This is a genomic window from Clostridium sp. CM027, from assembly GCF_024730565.1.
Lineage (GTDB): Bacteria > Bacillota > Clostridia > Clostridiales > Clostridiaceae > Clostridium_AD > Clostridium_AD estertheticum_B.
Genome location: NZ_CP077725.1, coordinates 2,932,501 through 2,955,795, shown reverse-complemented (window position 1 = coordinate 2,955,795; position 23,295 = coordinate 2,932,501). Strand labels below are relative to the sequence as shown.

Here is a 23,295-nt window from a genome sequence, read left to right as displayed (position 1 = left end):
ACCTCATTTAATCTTTTGCTTCATAATTTCATACATTATTATACCACCTGCAACCGATGCATTTAAAGATGTTATTTTCCCTGCCATGGGTATTTTTACTAGAACATCACATTTTTCTTTTGTAAGTTTAGAAATGCCTCTACCCTCACTTCCAATAACAAGGGCTACCGCACCAGTTAAATCAGTATTAAAAACATAATTTTCGGCATCCATATCCGCACCATAAACCCATACTCCGAGTCCTTTTATTTCTTCAATAGTTGCATTTATATTAGTTACTTTTACTATTTTCATATGTTCAATTGCACCAGCTGATGTTTTATACACTGTTGGTGTAACTCCCACATTTTTTCTCTTAGGTATAATTATTCCGTGAGCTCCGCATACCTCTGCAGTTCTTATGATAGACCCAAAGTTATGTGGATCTTCAATTTCATCTAGTATAATTATAAAAGGCTTTTCTCCTCTTTCTCGCGCATATTCAAATATGTCATTTAATTGAAAATATTTGTAAGGTGTTACTATAGCAATAACTCCTTGATGTGATGAAGTTTGTGATATTTCATCTAGTTTTCTTCTATCTACTTCTTTCGTAACAATTCCTTTTTCTTTGGCTAATGCTAGTACCACGCTTATAGATCCTACCATATCACCTTTGGCAATAAGAATGTACTCTATGGTTCTATCTGATTTTAGCGCTTCTATAACTGCATTTCTTCCTTCAACTAAATCCTCTCTAATGATTTTAGTCTCAACTTCTTTATTAACATTGCTATTCTTAGGGCTTATTTCAGTTCTTTCCCTAGCAAATTTTTTGTTTTCTGGTGCATTCTCTTCACTTTGTTTGTTTCTTTTATTACCTACTCTGCCTTTATCTTCTCTACTTTCTTTTGTACCCTGCTCGTCACCTCTAAATCTTCTGGAAGACGCTCCACCTTTATCATATTTACTACTTGAAAACCCTCTACTTTCTTTCGCACCTTTTTCGCTCGTCCTAACCCTTTTAGACCCTGTTCCAGTTTTCTCTTCCCTACTACTTCCAAATCCACTGTTTCCTTGATATTTTTTATTATCGCTCATTTCAAATACCTCTCTCTTTATCTATTTAACTTCATATTCTTTTCTTATTTCCATCATTTTTCCACAACTCATACCGCCTTCAGGGCATGGTCCACTAACACAACTTGGCCCTGCATATTTAAAAAGTACAGGTGCTACACTCCTCGCTTGCATCAGCATTGTTTTTGCCATTTGACGTATTTCCCATTGAGCTCTAGTACAACATCTCTGATTAAAGAAATGAATTAATTCTCTAGCATTCATAGTAACTATCATTTTAGTTTCACAAGCATTTGGAAATACATATCTCGCATCTTCGATAGCCTTTTTCTCAGCTTTGCCCTTAATAATTGTATATTGTTTTTTCTCAATTTCTTCAGTATTTATTAATTTTTCATCCTTTAAATATTCTTTTAAAAGATTAGCCAATTCATTTCTACACAATATCTCTACTAACTGATTATACTCCTCTTGAATGCGCTTCATAGATTCTATGAATATTATTTTTGCTTCTTCATCTTTTTCAATATTGGGAGGAATTATATATTCAAATTGTTCAAGCTTTACATATCTCTGACTCTGTTGAGAATATGATGCCACCCTATGTCTCACTAATTGATGGGTCAAACTTCTAGATATGCCCTCAATTGCAAAAGTAAAGCTCACATGTTCTATTGGCGAATGATGGCCATAAGTCATTAACATGTCTAACAACTTTTGTGTTTTTTGTTCATTCAAACCTTCTAGTATTTCATCAACCCCAACTTGACTATAACAGAGTTTAGCTGCCGCTGCTATAATTTTTTCTGGATTAGGCGTATGTTCAATTAATTTAACCTTAAGCACAATTACTCAGCCCCCAAATCGTGGTTTATAATCTTCTCGAAAATATAGTTTAGTCTTTCATTCTTTTCACTTAAATATAGAAATCCCACTAAAGCTTCAAACCCCGTAGCCCATTTATATTCATTTAAATCTCCATTTTTAGGTGTTGTGCCACTTTTAGAGTTTCTAGCTCTTTTAAATATACTGAGCTCTTCTTCATTTAGATTTTCTATAAAGAATTTCATATACTCACTTTGCGCATGTGCTTTTACATGTTCAACTGTTTTAATATGAATTTTATGAACATTCATATTTCTATTTTTTTCCACAAGATAGGTTCTAATAAATACCTCATAAACTGCATCTCCAACTAATGCAAGCACTAGTGGATTTATCTGTTTAACTTGTTCTACTGTAAATTTACCCTTTAGCATATTAAATTCCATGCTTATTCTCCTTTTTATTTATTAGACATTTCTATGATAAAAGGTAGTAGCCATTGTATGGTGGCTTATAACACGGCTACTACTTTTTATCGTTATAGGTATTTCTATATCAATGTACTTACTAAGGTCCTGCCCATCTTTACCGCTTATATCTTTTATCCTTGAATTTATTATTTACATGATACACATTTAAAATAAAAAACATCAAAAAAATGATAAAGCTCACCCTGTTTTAGGGCGAGCTTTATCACGGTACCACCTAAATTTGTACTCATTTTTTAACGGTTATTCTACCGGTAGTTTTGCTACAGCTCCGAAACGGGTTAAAAACTTTGAAAGTCTCTCAACCTACTATTTAATTTAGATTTAATATTTTTTATAGTTATTAATCAATATACACATTAAATATGCTACTGTCAATAGTAAAACCATCATCTAAGTTGTCACTAATAGCTTATAACATATTCGTTTATAAATGTTCTAGACCCATCATTAATAAGTACAATAGCATCGTTTTTACTTATAAAAAAGTTACTCACACAATATGACTAACTTTTTACCAAAGAATCCTTATTTTTAGCAAAAATCATTCTACCTGCTGCCGTCTGAAGTACTGATGTTACAATAACAACTATATTTTCACCAATATATCGTCTTCCACCTTCAACAACAATCATTGTACCATCATCTAAATAAGCTATCCCTTGGCCCGATTCTTTTCCATCTTTCATCACTTGAATTTTCATTTCTTCCCCTGGTAGAACTACTGGCTTTACTGCATTTGCAAGTTCATTAATATTTAAAACTGGAACTCCTTGGAATTCAGCTACCTTGTTAAGATTAAAATCGTTAGTAATTACTTTACCATTCAAAACTTGAGCTAACTTAAGAAGTTTGCTATCTACTTCTGCAATATTGGGAAAGTCTTTCTCCCAAATTTCAACTTCTATATTTAATTCCTTTTGAATTTTGTTTAGTATATCTAATCCTCTTCTGCCTCTATTCCTTTTAAGCCCATCTGATGAATCAGCTATATGCCTAAGCTCCTCCAATACGAAAGTTGGTATTACTAGTGGCCCTTCAACAAAACCCGTTTGACAAATATCAAATATTCTACCATCAATTATTACTGATGTATCTAGCACCTTAGGATTTTCATTAGTAAATCCTTTGATTTTCTTATCTTTGAATCCATCTTTCCTTTTAATGCTTGTAAAGAAGGATAATATTTCATCTCTTTTTCTAGCGCAAATATCTGCTCCTAAAGCTGCCATTATAACAGTAAAAATAACTGCAATAATATTCCATATAAGAGATTGGTACTTAAATAATCCCGCAAACAAAGATGCTATTACAAGCCCTATTATTGCCCCTCCTGTACCAAAAATAATTTGAGAAGTCGGCATTTTTTGTGTGCTTTTCTCCACATGATCCATAAACTTCATTATAAAAGATACGATTATAGGAGATATTAGAAATAAAATAACTCCAAAAATTAAAGTAGAAAAAATAATGAATATTATTCCTTGAATTGTACCATTTTTTAAATAATTAAGCCCACCTAAATAGCTTGTGCTTAGAAGCATATCTCCTATTAAGTACCCCAAAATTAGTCCTATGATTGTAAAAAGTCCTCTCAAAATTTTTTTTAACAAAAAATTTCACCTCCTTCTAAATTATTAACACTTATTTGGATTTATATCCTGTTATTATCTAATATATACTATAAAGTTGTGCATTTCAATAAAATGCACCCTAGAATTAACAATTTGTTAAACGAAATCCCTTATTTTGTTTAACGCTTGTTCCATATTAAGTTCAAACACTAACATTATTTCACTGGCTACCATCCCTTCAACTCTTTCTAGAATCTTTAACTCACCCGGTGGAAGCATATCTTTCTTCTTTAAATAATATAAATCCCTAAGTACCTCGCACATTTTTAGAGCATTACCACTTTGGATTTTTTTCTTGTTAAATCTATATCTATTATTCCAATTACTTTCTATACAATTGGACCTATTTGATATTGTATTTAAAACTGTTTCTAATTCTACTTTATTTGAAATGTTTCTTATTTTATGTTTCTCTATTTTATCTATCGGAATCATAAAATTCATATTATCTAATAAAAGATATATATTTATATATTTACATTTTATATTATACAATTCTTCACTGTTTATATTCTGTACATACCCAGCACCATAATATGCTACAAATATTTTTTGGCCAATATTTAACATAACACGCCCCCTATTAATAAAACTCCTGTTGCTTTATTATATATTCATAAGGTTAAATGCGTACTTAATTTATTGACAAAAACGTAATGTAAATCCTATAATAAAGATAGTATAGCTACTTAAATGATTAAAAGGAGTTGAACTTAATGAAAGATTGTATTTTTGATAATTTTCAAAACTCTGTGGATGAGTCCCTATTACGACACAAAAGTATTTTGGATATAATCACCAAACTTCAAGAGTCTCAGGCTAGAGTTAACAGAGCTGTTGCAAAGTCTGTTACCAATTGTGGTTGTATTGGCGTGGAAGCAAAGAAGCAATATACTCCTGCTGATATAGATGATTTAGATTTGGATACTCTTAGTGCTTCACTTGATACCCACATGCTAGGTAATCTTTGTGAAAACTGTAGAGAAGTCTTAGAAAAAGAATTAGGAAACAACCTTTTTTATATTGCTTCTTTATGTAATCTTGTAGACTTAAACTTATATGATATTCTTTTAAAAGAGTATAACAAAATAAGTACCTTAGGTAAATATACTATGCGTTAGTAAATATAGCATAAAATAAGTTAAAACTTATTTTATGCTATATTTGCTTATCTAACATAAATTGCTCTTTTAACCTTCTTAACCCATTTTTAATAGCTTTAGCCCTTGCTTCCCCAATACCTTCTACGCTATCAAGTTGTTGATAAGAAGCTTCCATTGTAGTTTTTAATTCTCTAAAGTGCTTAACTAAATTTTCTATAACATTTACAGGTATTCTAGGTATCTTACCAAGCATTCTATATCCTCTTGGAGAAATTAGAGTATCTACTAACGGAACACCTATATATCCAATAATCCTAGAAATAAAATCTAAATCCATGAGCTCTTCAGAACTCATATTTTCTATTTGGCTATATATTTGCGTATAATCCATACCACTTTGACAATAATCCCTTATTAAGAGTATCCCATCCTCCTCAACACTTCTAATTAACTCATTTAGTTGCATTGAAATTAGTCTGCCCTCATTTCCTAGTTCACATATATGCCTTTCAATTTCACCAACTATCCTCATAACCATTTCTGTTCTTTGTATTGCTGATATTACATCAAACAAGGTTGCTAAATCTTGAAATTCTAAAAGATTTAGATTACTTACTACTCGCTCAAGAACTGAAACATACTTTTCTAATGTCTGAATAGCTTGATTTGCCTTCGCTAAAATAATACTACTATCTCTTAAAACATATTTTATATCATCTTTGTATACAGTTATGATGGTTCTTCTTTGTGATATTGCAACAACAGCATACCCAGTCTGCTTAGCTATTCTTTGAGCTGTCCTATGCCTTGTCCCTGTTTCAAAAGTGGGTATTGTAGGGCTTGGCATGAGCTGAGTATTAGCATATAATATTTTTTTCAAATCACTGCTTATTACTATGGCTCCATCCATCTTTGCTAGTTCATATACATAAGCAGGGCTATAGTCCGCATTTATTCGAAATCCGCCATCTACGATGTCTAATATTTCCTTACTGTCTCCTAAAACAATAAGCCCTCCCGTTTTAGCTCTTAAGATATTTTCAAGTCCTTCCCTAAGCGTCGTTCCAGGGGCCATTCTTTTTAATATATTCATAAGTTCCTTGCTTTTTTCTTCTCTCATCTTTTTCTCCCTACTTAATAAATAGTGCCATTAAAAAATCTTATAATATCTTTTAATGAAGCCGTCCCTATAATATTAATATCCTTAGCATTAATTTTCTTTTCGCACTTATACAATAATTGTTTGTCGAGCTTTATTTCCTTACTTTTCACGCTAGACAATACCAAGCCCTAACTCTCCAGAAGTCCCATCTAAATTTAGTCGCCCTACTACATTAACATAAATATCACAATTATAAAAAGTAACCCTTTATTTTTTTCTAAACTAGTCTCTTAAATAAAAAAACTAGAAGCATTTAATATTTGAGTAGGCCTTCTTGTCTCATTATAATATTATACAAGATTAAATAAATTCTTACAAATAAAATAAATTATATTATTTATATTTGCATAAGGTTGTACACCCTATAAAACCGAAATAATAAAATAGTTTTAACGAAAAAATATTCTTGATTATTAAAGATAAGAATGGTATTATAAATATAATATTTTTTTAAGGAGAGATTAATTATGAAAAACTTATTAAATCAAAAAATACAATTTGTCTTTAGTCGCCAATTTACATAGGATTTGTACCTAAAAATTAAACATAGGTACAGGTCCATTGATGCTTGCATCAAATGATTTGTATCTATGTTGACTATGATTATAAGTTTTTCATAAGTTATATGAAAAAAGTCACATAGATATTCTATGTGGCTTTTTTTTGTATTTTAAATATCTTTTCTTAATTTTACAAAGGAGGATTTTGATGGAAGTCGCAACAGGAATATTAGTACAAAGCTTAATTTTATCAATCATGGTATTGGGGGTGTATATAAGCTATAAAATTTTGGACTTTCCGGACTTATCTGCTGATGGAAGTTTTTCCTTAGGGGCAGCAATAATAGCTGTAACCTTAAAAAGTGGAATTTCTCCTATTTTAGGCTCAGTGCTTGCGCTAGCTTCTGGGTGTATAGCGGGGTTATTAACGGGAATACTCCATGTTAAATTTAAAATATCAAACTTACTTTCAGGCATTCTAGTAATGGGGATTTTATATTCTCTAAACCTACGGATTATGGGAAAGGCAAACATTGCCCTCTTTAATGATGAAAATATTTTTTATGATTTCAACCCTTTAATTGTAGCTTTAATCTTAGTTGTAATATTTAAAGTTGCTATCGATATGTTTTTAAAAACAGGATTAGGATATGCATTGAAAGGTGTGGGCGATAACCCACAAATGATTAAATCTTTAGGCGTAGAAATAGGTAAAATAAAAATATTAGGACTTATGATATCTAATGGACTTATAGCTTTTTCTGGAAGTATGATGGCTCAATATCAAGGATTTTCGGATATATCTATGGGCATAGGTACATTAATTTTAGGTATAGCTTCTATAATCATTGGATCATCTATTATTAAAAACGGCAAGTTTATAAAACAGACAAGTAGTGTAATTATAGGCACTCTAATCTACCAAATTACCATATATTTAGCTATGAATTTTGGACTTACACCTGTGGATTTAAAAATGGTCACATCTTTTGTAATAATTTTATTTATAACAGTTGGTGGTAGAGGTAATAGTGAAAGTAACAAATCTATACGGGGGTGGTTATTAAATGTTAAAAATACAAGATTTATCAAAAATTTTTTATAATTCTTATTTAGGTGAAAATGTGTTATTTAAGGGCATTAATTTAGACATTAACGAAGGGGATTTTATAAGCATAATTGGTAGCAATGGAACAGGTAAGTCCACATTATTAAATATAATTTCTGGATTAGTTAAAGAAAGCTCAGGTAATATTTTTCTTGAAGGAAATGATTTAACTAAAATGCCTGAACATAAAGTAACAAGAATTGTAAGCAGGGTTTTTCAAAACCCATCCTTAGGAACATGTCCATCCATGACCGTTAGAGAAAATTTATCTCTGGCCTTAAACAAGGGTAAATTAATTAATTTTAAATATTGCCTTAGATATAAAACTAAAGAACTGGAAGCTCTTTTAAATGGAATATCATTAGATCTAAAGAAGCTTTTAGATGTGAATGTAAATTATTTATCAGGGGGACAAAGACAAGCTCTATCATTGATAATGGCAAGCCTATCTGCTCCTAAATTACTGTTGTTAGATGAACATACTGCAGCATTAGATCCAAAGACATCTAATGAGATAATGGAGTTAACTCAAAAGATTGTAAAAGAAAAAAATATTACTACATTAATGATAACTCATAATTTAAAGGATGCACTTCAGTATGGTAATAGGCTAATAATGCTACATAAAGGTGAAGTTATTTTAGATTTAAATGAATCCGAAAAGAAAAAATTAACAATAGAAAGTATATTGAAAAAATTTGAATACGCGGTATAAAGGAGGTTTTATTGTGAAAAAAATGTTAGCTACTACACTAATAATTACATGCATATTAACCGGATGTACAAAAACGAATGAAAAGAAGAAAGTTATAAAAATAGGTATAAGTCAAATAGTAGAGTATGTTGCACTAGATCAAAGTAGAGAAGGATTTATAAAAGCACTAGAGGATAATGGTTATAAGGAGGGAGACAATATAGATATTGATTATCAAAATGCCCAAGGAGATATAACTACGACCCAAACTATCGGCAAAAAGTTTGCATCTGGAAAGAAGGATTTAATTTATGCAATAGCTACCCCTTCAGCACAGGGGTCATATAATGCTACAAAAAAAATCCCAATAATAATTACGGCCGTTACTGATCCTGTGCAAGCTGGAATAATAAAGTCTTTAGATAAGCCAGAAACTAATGTTTCTGGGACTTCAGATTATTTACCAGTGAAAAAACAATTGGAGTTAATAAAGGAATTGATGCCCAATGCTAAAAGAATAGGAATTTTATATAATACAAGTGAAGTAAATTCACAAGTACAGGTAAATGAGCTAAAAAAAGCAGCTAAAGGTTATGAAATTGTTACTTCCGGAGTAACAAGCACTAATGAAGTTAATAGTGCCATAAGTAGCTTACTTACGAAAATAGACGTTTTATATGTACCAACTGATCAGTTAATAGTGTCATCCATGCCTATAATAGTAAAAAATACATTGGAGGCAAAAATACCTGTTATAGCATCGGAAAAAGGCTCCGTAGAATCTGGAGCATTAGCTACTGTAGGAATAGATTATTATAAGTTAGGATATGAAGCAGGTAACATGGCAGTTGATGTACTAAAGGGTAATGATATATCTAATATGCCAATTAAAATCTCTGAAGAAACAGAAGTGTATATAAATAAAGATACATTAAAATCATTGAATATATCTATGCCAGAAATTAAAAATGTTAAATATATAGATAATAAATAAGCATTTTTATATAAAATATTAATGTGCCTATGTTGTTTATGAAAAATCTTTTATTATTTAAATTGTAGAATTACATTACCATAATCCAATAGTTAGCGATACAACTGATTCACATGTTGTGTATAACAGAATATAATTGCATATCCTGAATAAAACTAAGAAAAACCGTATACCTCTTGTGTGCAGTTTTCCTTAGTTTTATTTATTTGTAAGTTTAGTTATAAACTGAAAGTAAAAAAAATTATGTTTTTTAAGCATATCCTACACATAAACAACATTAAATATGTAAAGTCTTAAAAATCAATTCACTATTTTTCATAAGAACACTTACATTATCACCTTTATTAATATTACCCTTAAGTATTTCTTCAGAAAGCTTATCTTCCACAGTATTAGTTATTTCTCGCCTTAGTGGTCTAGCTCCATAAGTAGTATTAAGTCCCGCCTTAGCTAAATGCTTCTTAGTTTCCTCATCAAAAGTAATATTAATTTCAAGATCTTTAAGACGCTCTTTTACTACCTTAAGCATTAATCCTACTATTTTATATAAATCTTCATGTTCTAGCGAATGAAATACGATAATTTCATCTATTCTATTTAAAAATTCAGGTCTAAATGAATGTTTTAGCTCTTCCATTATATTTTCTTTCATCTTTTCATATTTAGAGCTTGCTTCATTATCCTTTATATCGAAACCTAGAGACCTCTGTTTTTTTATACTAGACGCGCCTACATTTGATGTCATTATAATTACTGTATTTTTAAAATCTACTGTTTTCCCTTTTCCGTCTGTTAGCCTTCCATCCTCTAATATCTGTAACAAAATATTAACTACGTCTGGATGAGCTTTTTCAATTTCATCAAAAAGTATAACTGAATAAGGGTTTCTCCTCACCTTTTCCGTTAATTGACCACCTTCATCAAAACCTACATATCCTGGTGGCGAACCCATAAGCCTTGAAACAGTGTGCTTATCCATATATTCTGACATATCTATTCTTATCATGTTATTTTCATCACCAAACATGGCATCTGCTAAAGCTTTAGACAATTCTGTTTTTCCTACACCAGTGGGACCTAAAAATATAAAAGATCCTATAGGTCTCTTTGGATCCTTTAACCCTACCCTTGCACGTCTTACAGCTCTTGAAATAGATTTCACTGCCTCACCTTGTCCTATTACTCTCGTGTGGAGTACCTCTTCTAACTTTAGTAGCCGTTCCGATTCTTTTTCAGTCAATTTTTCTATAGGTATATTAATCCACCTTGATACCACATTAGCAATTTCAAGCTCTGTAACTATTAGCTCATCCGCTTGATTTTGAGTTTTCCAATTGTTTTTTGAATTATACAATTTATCCTTTAATTGTTTTTCGATATCTCTAATCTTAGCTGCTTTTTCAAAGTCCTGCACTGATATAGCATCAGCTTTTTCTTTACAAATTCCATCTATTTTTTCTTCTAAATTTTTCAAATTTTCTGGAGCAGTTAAATTTTGAATTCTTACTTTTGCACCAGCCTCGTCTATAAGATCTATTGCTTTATCAGGTAAGTATCTATCTGATATATATCTATGTGATAAGCTAACAGCTGCTTCTATTGCACTATCCGTAATCTTTACTCTATGATGTGCTTCATACTTATCTCTTAATCCTTTTAATATTTCAACAGCTTCATTTTTGCTTGGTTCTCCTACAATTATAGGTTGAAATCTCCTCTCGAGTGCTGCATCTTTTTCAAAATGCCTTTTGTATTCATCTATAGTTGTTGCCCCTATGCATTGAAGTTCTCCTCGAGCGAGGGCCGGTTTTAATATATTAGATGCATCAATAGCTCCTTCAGCTCCTCCTGCCCCAATGATAGTATGAATTTCATCTATAAATATAATAACATTTCCTGCGACGACTATCTCTTGCATAACCTTTTTAAGCCTTTCCTCAAACTCTCCCCTGTATTTAGAACCTGCCACCATTGAGGATATATCCAAAGTTATAACCCTTTTGTCTTTTAAAATTTCAGGAATGCTACCGGAAGCTATTCTTTGTGCTAGTCCCTCTGCTATAGCTGTTTTCCCTACGCCTGGTTCTCCTATAAGGCATGGATTATTCTTCATTCTTCTGCATAAAATCTCTAAAAGTCTTTGAGTTTCATTACCTCTACCTATAACAGGATCAAGTTTACCTTGTCTTGCCATCTCAGTTAAGTCTTTACCAAAACGTTCTAAGTTTGGAGTACCCTGTTTTTGCTTTTCTTTTGATAAACTACCTTTTGGAGTATCTTCAGAACACCAATTATTTAGTATACCATTTCTAAGTTTATTAAAGTCCGCTCCTAAATTAGTCAAAATTGTATATGCAACACCTTCTTCTTCTCTAATCAAGGCTAACAAAATATGCTCTGGACTAATATAATTATGATTCAAATTTCTAGCTTCCAGAAGACTTAGTTCTAGTAGCCTTTTTGTTCTTGGAGTTAGAGGTATCTCGCTACTTCGCATTTCTATGTCTCCTTCTCCCTCATACTCCATTACTAATTTCTTTACTCCCTCAGACGAAATTTTCATATCATCCAATGATTTTTTACATACTCCGTCTTCATCCTTTAGAATTCCTAGCAATATATGCTCTGTCCCTACATAACCATGCTTTAATTGCTTTGCCTCCTCTTGAGCATATACTAAAATCTTTTGTGATCTTTCTGTAAATTTATTAAACATCATGTTAAAACACCTCACTTGCAATGGATTTACTTCTTCCTTTAATTATGACCAATTGCACCCAGTTTTATCCTAAAAATACCAATATCGAAGTGAGTTTCATACTTTACTATCTATAAGAATAAAAAATAAGCATAAATAACACAGTACTCTATTTAATAACTCCTATAAAATCAAAAACAAATTTCGGAAAGTTTTATTTCCTAATTTGTTTTTTTAAAATATTCAAACATTAATAGTGATGGCCTTCTTAAATATATTATGCAAATAGCTCACTTACATAATTGCTCTTAATTTCCTCTTTACCTTCCCTTTTGTGATGTGATGTAATATTTGCCATTTTCTTTATCTCCTTGTGTTACAACGGTAAAAGAATTATTTTCCAACATTTCACATAATATTTTCATTTCATCAGCATTTTTCATTTTTGAAATAATTGTGAACTTATCATTTCGCTCTATTATGCCCATATAATCATGAATGCTGCTGTAATCACTTAAGTTAATTTCTCCAGGAATGTCTAATTTATATTCAGACATTTAATTCTCCCCTCTTTACTATATTTCACATTAGGTTTTGTAATTTTGAGCAAAATATGCGCATTTATTATAATTTACTTTTATTCTTTTTCTATACCTAAAAATTCATAATTAAATCATCTCCTGCGGAGCTGCACAGCTTCGAAGAAGATGAATTGACGACTTCAGAAGGAGATTTATACCCTCACTTATATGAGTTGGGAGACTTTCCTTCTGAAATGTCGTTAAAACAAAGAAATAAAACCGTAGCTACCTATGGTTTTATTTCTTTATTTTATTTCTATTCCAGGTTCTTGCTAGCTTCAATTATTTTATCAATTCCATCCTGAGGCACTTCTTCATATCTTTCAAACTTGACTCTAAAATTTGCCCTAGCACCAGTCATTGAGCGTAAATCTGTTGCATAATCAAATAATTCTGATTGAGGTACTTCTCCTATGACTTTCTGACCTCTTTCAACAGACTCCATCCCCAAAATTCTACCTCTTTTCTTGCTTATATCCGTAATAATATCGCCCATATAGTCCTCTGGACATGTGACCTCCACATGCATAATTGGTTCTAATAAAACAGGATCTGATTCCTTAAGGCCCTTCTTGTAAGCTAACGACGCTGCCATTTTAAATGCCATTTCAGAAGAATCTACAGCATGATACGAACCATCATGTAACGTTGTTTTAAGTCTTATAACTGGGAATCCTCCAAGTACACCATGCCTAATGCATTCCCTTAACCCTTTTTCAACAGCAGGTATATACTGCCTTGGAACTGTTCCACCAACCACCGCATCAATAAATTCTAAATCATCTGCACCGTCTATTCTAGGCTCAAATTTAATCTTTACATCACCATACTGGCCATGTCCTCCGGATTGCTTTTTATGTTTTCCTTGGACATCAGAAGTTCTTTTAATTGTTTCTCTATAAGCAATCTTTGGAATTTCTAATGATACTTCAACTCCAAATTTATTTTTCAATTTACTAACTATAACCTGCAAGTGGGTAGATCCTAATCCTGAGATTATAGTTTGTGCATTTTCTGCGCTCCTAGATATTGAGAATGTAGGATCTTCTTCTAACAATTTTGTTAATCCATTAGATATTTTATCTTCATCACCTTTAGCTTTAGTTACAATAGCTCTTGAAAAAACTGGTTGTGGGAACTCCATAGTATCAAACATTATTAGTTTCGCTCTATCACAGAGAGTATCTCCAGTAGTCGTGCATTGAAGTTTTGCAACTGCACCTATATCCCCTGCCGCAATTTCTCGAGTTTGAAATTGTTGTTTTCCTTTTAAAAAATACATAGCACCTATTTTTTCTTCTTTATTTTTATTAGTATTATATACTATTGTGTCACTTTTAGCTTTTCCAGTAATAACACGGAACATAGATAATTTACCTACAAAAGGATCTGCAATAGTTTTAAATACTAATGCTGAGAATGGACCCATATCATCAATTTTGACTTGCGTATATTTATTGTTTTTCATACCTTTTGCAATGTACATAGTTGTTTCAATTGGAGAAGGGAAGCATTCAACCATATCTTCTAGCAACGTATTCATTCCTATACCAAGTAAAGCAGATCCACACATTATAGGTGTAATTTCTCCCATAGAAGCTCCTTTTATAAGACCTTGATATATTTCTTTTTCACTTATAGAACCCTCATTGAAATATTTTTCTAATAGAACTTCATCTGTTTCAGCAACTGCTTCCATAACCATCTGTTTACACTCATCCACTTTATCTATTAATTCTTCTGGAATATCACTATCTTCCATCCCATGTGTTTTAGGATTAAATATTTGAGCCCTTCTAGATATGACATTTATTACGCCGCTAAAATTTTCTTCACTACCTATAGGATATTGAATTGGTACTGCGGATATTCCAAATGTTTCTTTTATCTGTTGCAAAGCAACTTGAAAATTACTATTTTCCCTATCTAGCTTATTAATAAAAAATGCTCTAGGTAGCTTATGATCATTGATATATTCCCAAGCCTTCTCAGTTCCAACTTCTACACCTGATACCCCACAAACAGTTATCATTGCCATATCTACAGCTCTTAGCCCCTCAATCATTTCTCCTTCATAATCAAAATATCCAGGCATATCTACTAAATTTAATTTTATATTTCCCCATTCACTTAAAGCCACTGATGTAGAAATAGACGTTTTTCTTTTCTTTTCTTCAATATCGTAATCACTAATTGTAGTACCATCATTAACTTTTCCGAATCTATCTATAGCTTTAGTGTAATATAATATTGATTCCATTAATGTGGTTTTTCCTGAACCACTATGTCCAACAATTCCTATATTTCTTAGATTTTTGCTTATATATTCTTTCATATACGATACCTCCTAGCTTTTCGTTAGATATATATTCATATATTCTACCTTTAAATAAAAAGCCTTTGTATATAGCTGAATTTTATAATTATTACTTTCTAAAAAAGATAAAAGTATCAATAAAATAAATTTATTGATACTTAATTATATATTTAAACTAAATATAAGTTATTACTAAAGCTCATATCTATTTTTTAAAATTTGTATATTATTTATTATAATTTTTCAAAAAATAAAAAAAAGCTAATAATTAGCTTTGTATACTTTAAATAAAAATGGCTCCGCGAAAAGGATTTGAACCTTCAACCTATCGGTTAACAGCCGAGTGCTCCACCGTTGAGCTATCGCGGAACATTACCTAGCGACAACCTACTCTTCCACAAGGTCACCCCTGCAGTACCATCGGCGCATTGAAGCTTAACCTTCGTGTTCGGTATGGGAACGGGTGTTACCTTCATGCCATAATCACTAGATTGAGAAAATAAATATTCTCTCAAAATTGCACAGTGAACTAGTCTTCTCGCTTACGCTTGAAGTATCGCTTTATTTCTAATTATATATTTAGGTCAAGCCCTCGACTTATTAGTATTAGTCAGCTGAACATGTTACCATGCTTACACCTCTAACCTATCAACCTGGTGGTCTTCCAGGAGTCTTACTAACACCGCACTTACGTGCGAGTTATGGGAAATCTCATCTCAGGGTGGGCTTCACGCTTAGATGCTTTCAGCGTTTATCCCTTCCAAACATAGCTACCCAGCGATGCCACTGGCGTGACAACTGGTGCACCAGAGGTTTGTCCATCCCGGTCCTCTCGTACTAAGGACAGCTCCCTTCAAATTTCCTACGCCCGCGACGGATAGGGACCGAACTGTCTCACGACGTTCTGAACCCAGCTCGCGTGCCGCTTTAATGGGCGAACAGCCCAACCCTTGGGACCTACTTCAGCCCCAGGATGCGACGAGCCGACATCGAGGTGCCAAACCTCCCCGTCGATGTGGACTCTTGGGGGAGATCAGCCTGTTATCCCCGAGGTAGCTTTTATCCGTTGAGCGATGGCCCTCCCACGAGGTACCACCGGATCACTAAGCCCGACTTTCGTCCCTGCTCCACTTGTAAGTGTCGCAGTCAGGCTCCCTTCTGCCTTTGCACTCTTCGCGCGATTTCCAACCGCGCTGAGGGAACCTTTGGGCGCCTCCGTTACTTTTTTGGAGGCGACCGCCCCAGTCAAACTGCCCACCTAACAATGTCCTGTGACCAGATTCATGGCCTCCAGTTAGAACCTCAGTACTGTCAGGGTGGTATCCCAAGGATGACTCCACACAGGCTGACGCCCATGTTTCTCAGTCTCCCACCTATCCTGTACAGACAATACCGAAATTCAATGCTAAGCTACAGTAAAGCTCTACGGGGTCTTTCCGTCCAATCGCGGGTAGCAAGCATCTTCACTTGCACTACAATTTCGCCGGATGTGTTGTTGAGACAGTGCCCAAATCATTACGCCATTCGTGCGGGTCGGAACTTACCCGACAAGGAATTTCGCTACCTTAGGACCGTTATAGTTACGGCCGCCGTTTACTGGGGCTTAAGTTCATACCTTCGCTTGCGCTAAGTAATCCCCTTAACCTTCCAGCACCGGGCAGGCGTCAGCCCCTATACATCAGCTTTCGCTTTAGCAGAGACCTGTGTTTTTGCTAAACAGTTGCTTGGGCCTATTCTCTGCGACCTACTTACGTAGGCACCCCTTCTCCCGAAGTTACGGGGTCAATTTGCCGAGTTCCTTAACAACAATTCTTCCGATGGTCTTAGGATTCTCTCCTCACCTACCTGTGTCGGTTTGCGGTACGGGCACCAATATCCTCGATAGAGACTTTTCTTGGCAGCGTGGAATCAGATACTTCGGGAATAAATTCCCTTCCCCATCACATCTCAGCGTTAAGAGCAAACGGATTTGCCTGCTTGCTCCGCCTAAATGCTTAGACACACATCCAATAGTGTGCACATCTTATCCTCCTGCGTCATCCCATTTCTAATAACGTCCATTGGTGGTATCGGAATATCAACCGATTGTCCATCACCTACGCCTTTCGGCCTCGGCTTAGGTCCCGACTAACCCTGAGAGGACGAGCCTTCCTCAGGAAACCTTAGGTTTTCGACCGTTAAGATTCTCACTTAACTCTCGCTACTCATGCCAACATTCTCACTTCTGTACCGTCCACCACTCCTTACGGTATGACTTCAGCCAGTACAGAAAGCTCCTCTACCGCGTACACAATTGTGTACACCCATAGCTTCGGTGGTAAGTTTTAGCCCCGGACATCTTCGGCGCAGGATCTCTTGACTAGTGAGCTATTACGCACTCTTTAAATGAGTGGCTGCTTCTGAGCCAACATCCTAGTTGTCTTAGAAATCCCACATCCTTTTCCACTTAACTTACACTTTGGGACCTTAGCTGATGGTCTGGGCTGTTTCCCTTTTGACTACGGATCTTATCATTCGCAGTCTGACTGCCGAAATAAAAGTATATGGCATTCGGAGTTTGATAGGGTTCAGTAACTGTTGTCAGCCCCTAGCCCATTCAGTGCTCTACCTCCATTACTCAATTAATCGACGCTAGCCCTAAAGCTATTTCGAGGAGAACCAGCTATCTCCGAGTTCGATTGGAATTTCTCCGCTATCCACAGCTCATCCCATGGTTTTTCAACACCAACGTGGTTCGGACCTCCACGGAATTTTACTTCCGCTTCATCCTGGCCATGGATAGGTCACCCGGTTTCGGGTCTACGACATGCAACTATGCGCCCTATTCAGACTTGGTTTCCCTTCGGCTCCGTACCTTAAGTACTTAACCTTGCTACATATCGTAACTCGTTGGCTCGTTCTACAAAAAGCACGCCGTCACACATATAAAGTGCTTCGACCGGTTGTAGGCACACGGTTTCAGGTTCTATTTCACTCCCCTTCCGGGGTTCTTTTCACCTTTCCCTCACGGTACTTCTTCACTATCGGTCACTAGGTAGTATTTAGCCTTGGGAGGTGGTCCTCCCAGCTTCCCACAAGGTTTCACGTGTCTCGTGGTACTCTGGATTAGATCTGACTGTTTTTCCTTTTCATTTACAGGCCTATTACCTTCTGCGGAGCAGCTTTCCAGCTATCTTCAATTAAGGAATTGCAGTATTTATGATCTATCCTCAACCCCCAGATCAAAGACCTGGGTTTGGGCTCTTTCCCTTTCGCTCGCCGCTACTTAGGAAATCGATGTTTCTTTCTCTTCCTCCGGGTACTTAGATGTTTCAGTTCCCCGGGTCTACCTCTGCATACCTATTTATTCAGTATGCAGTACATAGTTGTTACTATGTGGGTTCCCCCATTCGGAAATCTTTGGATCACAGGCTATTTGCGCCTACCCAAAGCTTATCGCAGCTTAACGCGTCCTTCTTCGGCTCCTAGTGCCAAGGCATTCGCCATGCGCCCTTTGTAGCTTGACCTTGATTCTGTCTATTTACATAGACGGTTATATTAATTTTGCGAAATTGTATTAAATCAATTTATAAACTACTTGCGTAGTTTTAATTTTTTTAAAACAACTTTTTTCACTGTGCAATTTTCAAAGAACATTTTAAGAAAAACTATTCATTATCTAACTCCTAAGAGTTAGATAAAATTAGTCTCTCAAAATTAAACAGAGAACTAGGTACGATTAATTACAATAGATATTTTTGAAGAATAAATTAATATTCTTCTATTGCATCGACCGAAGTCAATACATCTACTCCCTAGAAAGGAGGTGATCCAGCCGCAGGTTCTCCTACGGCTACCTTGTTACGACTTCACCCCAATCATCAATCCCACCTTCGGCCGCTGGCTCCTTACGGTTACCTCACGGACTTCGGGTGTTACCAACTCTCATGGTGTGACGGGCGGTGTGTACAAGGCCCGGGAACGTATTCACCGCGACATGCTGATTCGCGATTACTAGCAACTCCGGCTTCATGTAGGCGAGTTGCAGCCTACAATCCGAACTGGGATGAGTTTTTGAGTTTGGCTCCACCTTGCGGTCTTGCATCTCTTTGTACTCACCATTGTAGCACGTGTGTAGCCCTAGACATAAGGGGCATGATGATTTGACGTCATCCCCACCTTCCTCCCGGTTAACCCGGGCAGTCTCACTAGAGTGCTCAACTTAATGGTAGCAACTAATGATAAGGGTTGCGCTCGTTGCGGGACTTAACCCAACATCTCACGACACGAGCTGACGACAACCATGCACCACCTGTCACCCTGTCCCGAAGGACTTCGCCCATCTCTGGGTTATGCAGGGGATGTCAAGTCTAGGTAAGGTTCTTCGCGTTGCTTCGAATTAAACCACATGCTCCGCTGCTTGTGCGGGCCCCCGTCAATTCCTTTGAGTTTTAATCTTGCGATCGTACTCCCCAGGCGGAATACTTAATGTGTTAACGGCGGCACCGAGGTTCGACCCCCGACACCTAGTATTCATCGTTTACGGCGTGGACTACCAGGGTATCTAATCCTGTTTGCTCCCCACGCTTTCATGCCTCAGCGTCAGTTACAGTCCAGTAAGTCGCCTTCGCCACTGGTGTTCTTCCTAATCTCTACGCATTTCACCGCTACACTAGGAATTCCACTTACCTCTCCTGCACTCTAGACACCCAGTTTCAAATGCAGCACCCAAGTTAAGCTCGGGTATTTCACATCTGACTTAAATGTCCGCCTACGCATCCTTTACGCCCAGTAAATCCGGACAACGCTTGCCACCTACGTATTACCGCGGCTGCTGGCACGTAGTTAGCCGTGGCTTCCTCCTCTGGTACCGTCATTATCGTCCCAGAAGACAGAACTTTACAACCCGAAGGCCTTCATCATTCACGCGGCGTTGCTGCGTCAGGGTTTCCCCCATTGCGCAATATTCCCCACTGCTGCCTCCCGTAGGAGTCTGGACCGTGTCTCAGTTCCAATGTGGCCGATCACCCTCTCAGGTCGGCTACGCATCGTCGCCTTGGTGAGCCGTTACCTCACCAACTAGCTAATGCGCCGCGGGTCCATCTCAAAGTGGAATTTTCCGAAGAAAAATCCTTTGATGTTTCGATCATGCGACCAAAACATATTATGCGGTATTAATCTCCCTTTCGGGAGGCTATTCCCCTCTTTGAGGCAGGTTACCCACGTGTTACTCACCCGTCCGCCGCTAATCCACCCCGAAAGGTTTCATCGCTCGACTTGCATGTGTTAGGCACGCCGCCAGCGTTCGTCCTGAGCCAGGATCAAACTCTCAATTTAAAAGTTTACACTTTTTTAGTTGAAATGATTAATCTGCGACAACTGTTAAGTTGTTACGCAAGCTCATTACATACTTTTAGTCTTACGACTAAATTTTACTTTATACTAAAGTAATTAACTGGTTTAGCGAAATATTATTTCGCTATCTTTACCTATTTCTCTGTTTAATTTTCAAAGACCAATTTGCTTTGTCATCATGTGACGACTTCTACTATTCTACTAGGCATTTCTTGTTTTGTCAACAACTTTTTAAAAATTATTTTCATTTGAAAATATATTAAATAGTTATCAACAGTTAGCTTATCGTGCCACTTGTTTGTGACGACAAGGAATATTGTATCATAATAATAAAGTTGTATATTTGTTTTTTTTGTTATATATCCACGTTATTCTCCATTTACTCATTCTTTCATTATAATCCTTTGTTTTATATATATTGACACGCATGGTCAAGTATATAAGAAATTGTTTGTATTTAAGCATTTTATTTATTTATTTATAAACGTTATTAAGAATTTTTATATTATAGAATTTCTAACAACATTAATAATCCACTTAAATCATCTCCTGCGGAGCTGCAATCTTGGAATAAAATCAGCCGCTGCACAGGAGATGATTTAACCCAGTTTTTTTACTAACAACTTATTTATCTCCACAAAAAAAACAGCCCATATTGGACTGTTCTTTGGTGGAGATAAAGGGAATCGAACCCTTGACCCCCTGCGTGCAAGGCAGGTGCTCTCCCAGCTGAGCTATATCCCCACATATGGTGGACCTTCAGGGACTCGAACCCCGGACCGACCGGTTATGAGCCGGTAGCTCTAACCAGCTGAGCTAAAGATCCATATTTACCTGGCGACAACCTACTCTTCCACAAGGTCACCCCTGCAGTACCATCGGCGCATTGAAGCTTAACCTTCGTGTTCGGTATGGGAACGGGTGTTACCTTCATGCCATAATCACCAGATTTATTAATATCCGTCATATGTTATTATATTTTAAAAAATGGCTCCGCGAAAAGGATTTGAACCTTCAACCTATCGGTTAACAGCCGAGTGCTCCACCGTTGAGCTATCGCGGAACATTACCTAGCGACAACCTACTCTTCCACAAGGTCACCCCTGCAGTACCATCGGCGCATTGAAGCTTAACCTTCGTGTTCGGTATGGGAACGGGTGTTACCTTCATGCCATAATCACTAGATTGAGAAAATAAATATTCTCTCAAAATTGCACAGTGAACTAGTCTTCTCGCTTACGCTTGAAGTATCGCTTTATTTCTAATTATATATTTAGGTCAAGCCCTCGACTTATTAGTATTAGTCAGCTGAACATGTTACCATGCTTACACCTCTAACCTATCAACCTGGTGGTCTTCCAGGAGTCTTACTAACACCGCACTTACGTGCGAGTTATGGGAAATCTCATCTCAGGGTGGGCTTCACGCTTAGATGCTTTCAGCGTTTATCCCTTCCAAACATAGCTACCCAGCGATGCCACTGGCGTGACAACTGGTGCACCAGAGGTTTGTCCATCCCGGTCCTCTCGTACTAAGGACAGCTCCCTTCAAATTTCCTACGCCCGCGACGGATAGGGACCGAACTGTCTCACGACGTTCTGAACCCAGCTCGCGTGCCGCTTTAATGGGCGAACAGCCCAACCCTTGGGACCTACTTCAGCCCCAGGATGCGACGAGCCGACATCGAGGTGCCAAACCTCCCCGTCGATGTGGACTCTTGGGGGAGATCAGCCTGTTATCCCCGAGGTAGCTTTTATCCGTTGAGCGATGGCCCTCCCACGAGGTACCACCGGATCACTAAGCCCGACTTTCGTCCCTGCTCCACTTGTAAGTGTCGCAGTCAGGCTCCCTTCTGCCTTTGCACTCTTCGCGCGATTTCCAACCGCGCTGAGGGAACCTTTGGGCGCCTCCGTTACTTTTTTGGAGGCGACCGCCCCAGTCAAACTGCCCACCTAACAATGTCCTGTGACCAGATTCATGGCCTCCAGTTAGAACCTCAGTACTGTCAGGGTGGTATCCCAAGGATGACTCCACACAGGCTGACGCCCATGTTTCTCAGTCTCCCACCTATCCTGTACAGACAATACCGAAATTCAATGCTAAGCTACAGTAAAGCTCTACGGGGTCTTTCCGTCCAATCGCGGGTAGCAAGCATCTTCACTTGCACTACAATTTCGCCGGATGTGTTGTTGAGACAGTGCCCAAATCATTACGCCATTCGTGCGGGTCGGAACTTACCCGACAAGGAATTTCGCTACCTTAGGACCGTTATAGTTACGGCCGCCGTTTACTGGGGCTTAAGTTCATACCTTCGCTTGCGCTAAGTAATCCCCTTAACCTTCCAGCACCGGGCAGGCGTCAGCCCCTATACATCAGCTTTCGCTTTAGCAGAGACCTGTGTTTTTGCTAAACAGTTGCTTGGGCCTATTCTCTGCGACCTACTTACGTAGGCACCCCTTCTCCCGAAGTTACGGGGTCAATTTGCCGAGTTCCTTAACAACAATTCTTCCGATGGTCTTAGGATTCTCTCCTCACCTACCTGTGTCGGTTTGCGGTACGGGCACCAATATCCTCGATAGAGACTTTTCTTGGCAGCGTGGAATCAGATACTTCGGGAATAAATTCCCTTCCCCATCACATCTCAGCGTTAAGAGCAAACGGATTTGCCTGCTTGCTCCGCCTAAATGCTTAGACACACATCCAATAGTGTGCACATCTTATCCTCCTGCGTCATCCCATTTCTAATAACGTCCATTGGTGGTATCGGAATATCAACCGATTGTCCATCACCTACGCCT

14 protein-coding genes, 4 tRNA genes and 6 rRNA genes (1 of these 24 only partly in view) are annotated in these 23,295 nt (G+C 36.7%); 4 read left to right on the top strand and 20 right to left on the bottom strand.

What is annotated here, in order from left to right:
• Positions 1 to 3: 3 nt before the first annotated feature.
• The 5 genes from rlmB to KTC92_RS14005 all read right to left on the bottom strand — a co-directional run bounded on the left by rlmB (position 4) and on the right by KTC92_RS14005 (position 4,576).
• On the bottom strand, positions 4 to 789 hold the full coding sequence (gene rlmB, locus KTC92_RS14025) for a 23S rRNA (guanosine(2251)-2'-O)-methyltransferase RlmB (protein ID WP_258280778.1): 786 nt from the start codon (positions 787 to 789) through the stop codon (positions 4 to 6).
• A 312-nt stretch (positions 790 to 1,101) separates the two neighbouring features.
• On the bottom strand, positions 1,102 to 1,908 hold the full coding sequence (gene thyX, locus KTC92_RS14020) for an FAD-dependent thymidylate synthase (protein ID WP_220286395.1): 807 nt from the start codon (positions 1,906 to 1,908) through the stop codon (positions 1,102 to 1,104).
• Positions 1,908 to 2,330 carry a Mini-ribonuclease 3 gene (locus tag KTC92_RS14015; protein WP_216302356.1) on the bottom strand — a complete coding sequence of 141 codons (423 nt, stop codon included), beginning with the start codon at positions 2,328 to 2,330 and terminating at the stop codon, positions 1,908 to 1,910. The genes thyX and KTC92_RS14015 overlap by 1 nt, the downstream gene beginning before the upstream one ends.
• Positions 2,331 to 2,878: 548 nt before the next feature.
• Positions 2,879 to 3,985 (bottom strand): PIN/TRAM domain-containing protein, encoded by a 1,107-nt coding sequence (locus KTC92_RS14010; RefSeq protein WP_216302355.1) that lies wholly within the window; start codon positions 3,983 to 3,985, stop codon positions 2,879 to 2,881.
• 117 nt (positions 3,986 to 4,102) lie between these two features.
• The gene (locus KTC92_RS14005) at positions 4,103 to 4,576 is read right to left on the bottom strand and encodes a CarD family transcriptional regulator (protein WP_216302354.1); all 474 of its coding nucleotides are present in this window, start codon (positions 4,574 to 4,576) and stop codon (positions 4,103 to 4,105) included.
• A gap of 146 nt (positions 4,577 to 4,722) precedes the next feature.
• Here KTC92_RS14005 and KTC92_RS14000 point away from each other — a divergent pair, with 146 nt between their 5' ends.
• Entirely contained in the window at positions 4,723 to 5,127 is a 405-nt protein-coding gene (locus KTC92_RS14000; RefSeq protein WP_216302353.1) for a DUF1573 domain-containing protein, read from the top strand.
• Between the two features lie 37 nt (positions 5,128 to 5,164).
• Here KTC92_RS14000 and disA read toward each other — a convergent pair whose 3' ends face one another.
• Both disA and KTC92_RS13990 read right to left on the bottom strand, forming a co-directional pair.
• On the bottom strand, positions 5,165 to 6,229 hold the full coding sequence (gene disA / locus KTC92_RS13995) for a DNA integrity scanning diadenylate cyclase DisA (RefSeq protein WP_216302352.1): 1,065 nt from the start codon (positions 6,227 to 6,229) through the stop codon (positions 5,165 to 5,167).
• Positions 6,230 to 6,243: 14 nt separating this feature from the next.
• Positions 6,244 to 6,381 carry a hypothetical protein gene (locus KTC92_RS13990; protein ID WP_216302351.1) on the bottom strand — a complete coding sequence of 46 codons (138 nt, stop codon included), beginning with the start codon at positions 6,379 to 6,381 and terminating at the stop codon, positions 6,244 to 6,246.
• Positions 6,382 to 6,979: 598 nt separating this feature from the next.
• Here KTC92_RS13990 and KTC92_RS13985 point away from each other — a divergent pair.
• Genes KTC92_RS13985 through KTC92_RS13975 form a run of 3 tightly spaced genes read left to right on the top strand, consistent with a single transcriptional unit; the run spans position 6,980 to position 9,567 of the window.
• Positions 6,980 to 7,876, top strand: coding sequence for an ABC transporter permease (locus tag KTC92_RS13985; RefSeq protein WP_220286292.1), 897 nt, complete (start codon positions 6,980 to 6,982; stop codon positions 7,874 to 7,876).
• Complete coding sequence (locus KTC92_RS13980; RefSeq protein WP_216302349.1) at positions 7,839 to 8,594, top strand: ABC transporter ATP-binding protein; 756 nt, start codon at positions 7,839 to 7,841, stop codon at positions 8,592 to 8,594. The genes KTC92_RS13985 and KTC92_RS13980 overlap by 38 nt, the downstream gene beginning before the upstream one ends.
• 13 nt (positions 8,595 to 8,607) lie before the next feature.
• Positions 8,608 to 9,567 carry an ABC transporter substrate-binding protein gene (locus KTC92_RS13975; RefSeq protein WP_220286291.1) on the top strand — a complete coding sequence of 320 codons (960 nt, stop codon included), beginning with the start codon at positions 8,608 to 8,610 and terminating at the stop codon, positions 9,565 to 9,567.
• 277 nt (positions 9,568 to 9,844) lie between these two features.
• Here the strand turns inward: KTC92_RS13975 and KTC92_RS13970 are convergent, their stop codons facing one another.
• The 13 genes from KTC92_RS13970 to KTC92_RS13910 all read right to left on the bottom strand — a co-directional run.
• On the bottom strand, positions 9,845 to 12,286 hold the full coding sequence (locus tag KTC92_RS13970; protein WP_220286290.1) for an ATP-dependent Clp protease ATP-binding subunit: 2,442 nt from the start codon (positions 12,284 to 12,286) through the stop codon (positions 9,845 to 9,847).
• 299 nt (positions 12,287 to 12,585) lie between these two features.
• Positions 12,586 to 12,822, bottom strand: coding sequence for a hypothetical protein (locus tag KTC92_RS13965; RefSeq protein ID WP_216302346.1), 237 nt, complete (start codon positions 12,820 to 12,822; stop codon positions 12,586 to 12,588).
• A 280-nt stretch (positions 12,823 to 13,102) separates the two neighbouring features.
• A complete protein-coding gene (gene fusA / locus KTC92_RS13960; protein WP_216302345.1) occupies positions 13,103 to 15,181 on the bottom strand; it encodes an elongation factor G in 2,079 nt (692 codons plus the stop codon).
• A gap of 276 nt (positions 15,182 to 15,457) precedes the next feature.
• Positions 15,458 to 15,532, bottom strand: a tRNA-Asn gene (locus KTC92_RS13955).
• A gap of 5 nt (positions 15,533 to 15,537) precedes the next feature.
• A 5S ribosomal RNA gene (gene rrf / locus KTC92_RS13950) occupies positions 15,538 to 15,654 on the bottom strand.
• A gap of 89 nt (positions 15,655 to 15,743) precedes the next feature.
• Positions 15,744 to 18,669: ribosomal RNA gene (locus KTC92_RS13945) — 23S ribosomal RNA — on the bottom strand.
• Positions 18,670 to 18,961: 292 nt separating this feature from the next.
• Positions 18,962 to 20,479 (bottom strand): 16S ribosomal RNA (locus KTC92_RS13940).
• A gap of 686 nt (positions 20,480 to 21,165) precedes the next feature.
• Positions 21,166 to 21,241 (bottom strand) — tRNA-Ala (locus KTC92_RS13935).
• 5 nt (positions 21,242 to 21,246) lie between these two features.
• Positions 21,247 to 21,323, bottom strand: a tRNA-Ile gene (locus KTC92_RS13930).
• Positions 21,324 to 21,329: 6 nt separating this feature from the next.
• Positions 21,330 to 21,446: ribosomal RNA gene (gene rrf / locus KTC92_RS13925) — 5S ribosomal RNA — on the bottom strand.
• Positions 21,447 to 21,485: 39 nt separating this feature from the next.
• A tRNA-Asn gene (locus tag KTC92_RS13920) sits at positions 21,486 to 21,560 on the bottom strand.
• A 5-nt stretch (positions 21,561 to 21,565) separates the two neighbouring features.
• Positions 21,566 to 21,682, bottom strand: a 5S ribosomal RNA gene (rrf, locus tag KTC92_RS13915).
• 89 nt (positions 21,683 to 21,771) lie between these two features.
• Positions 21,772 to 23,295 (bottom strand): 23S ribosomal RNA (locus tag KTC92_RS13910) (it continues 1,402 nt past the right edge of the window).
• The 16S, 23S and 5S rRNA genes sit together here with 4 tRNA genes alongside, the layout of an rRNA operon.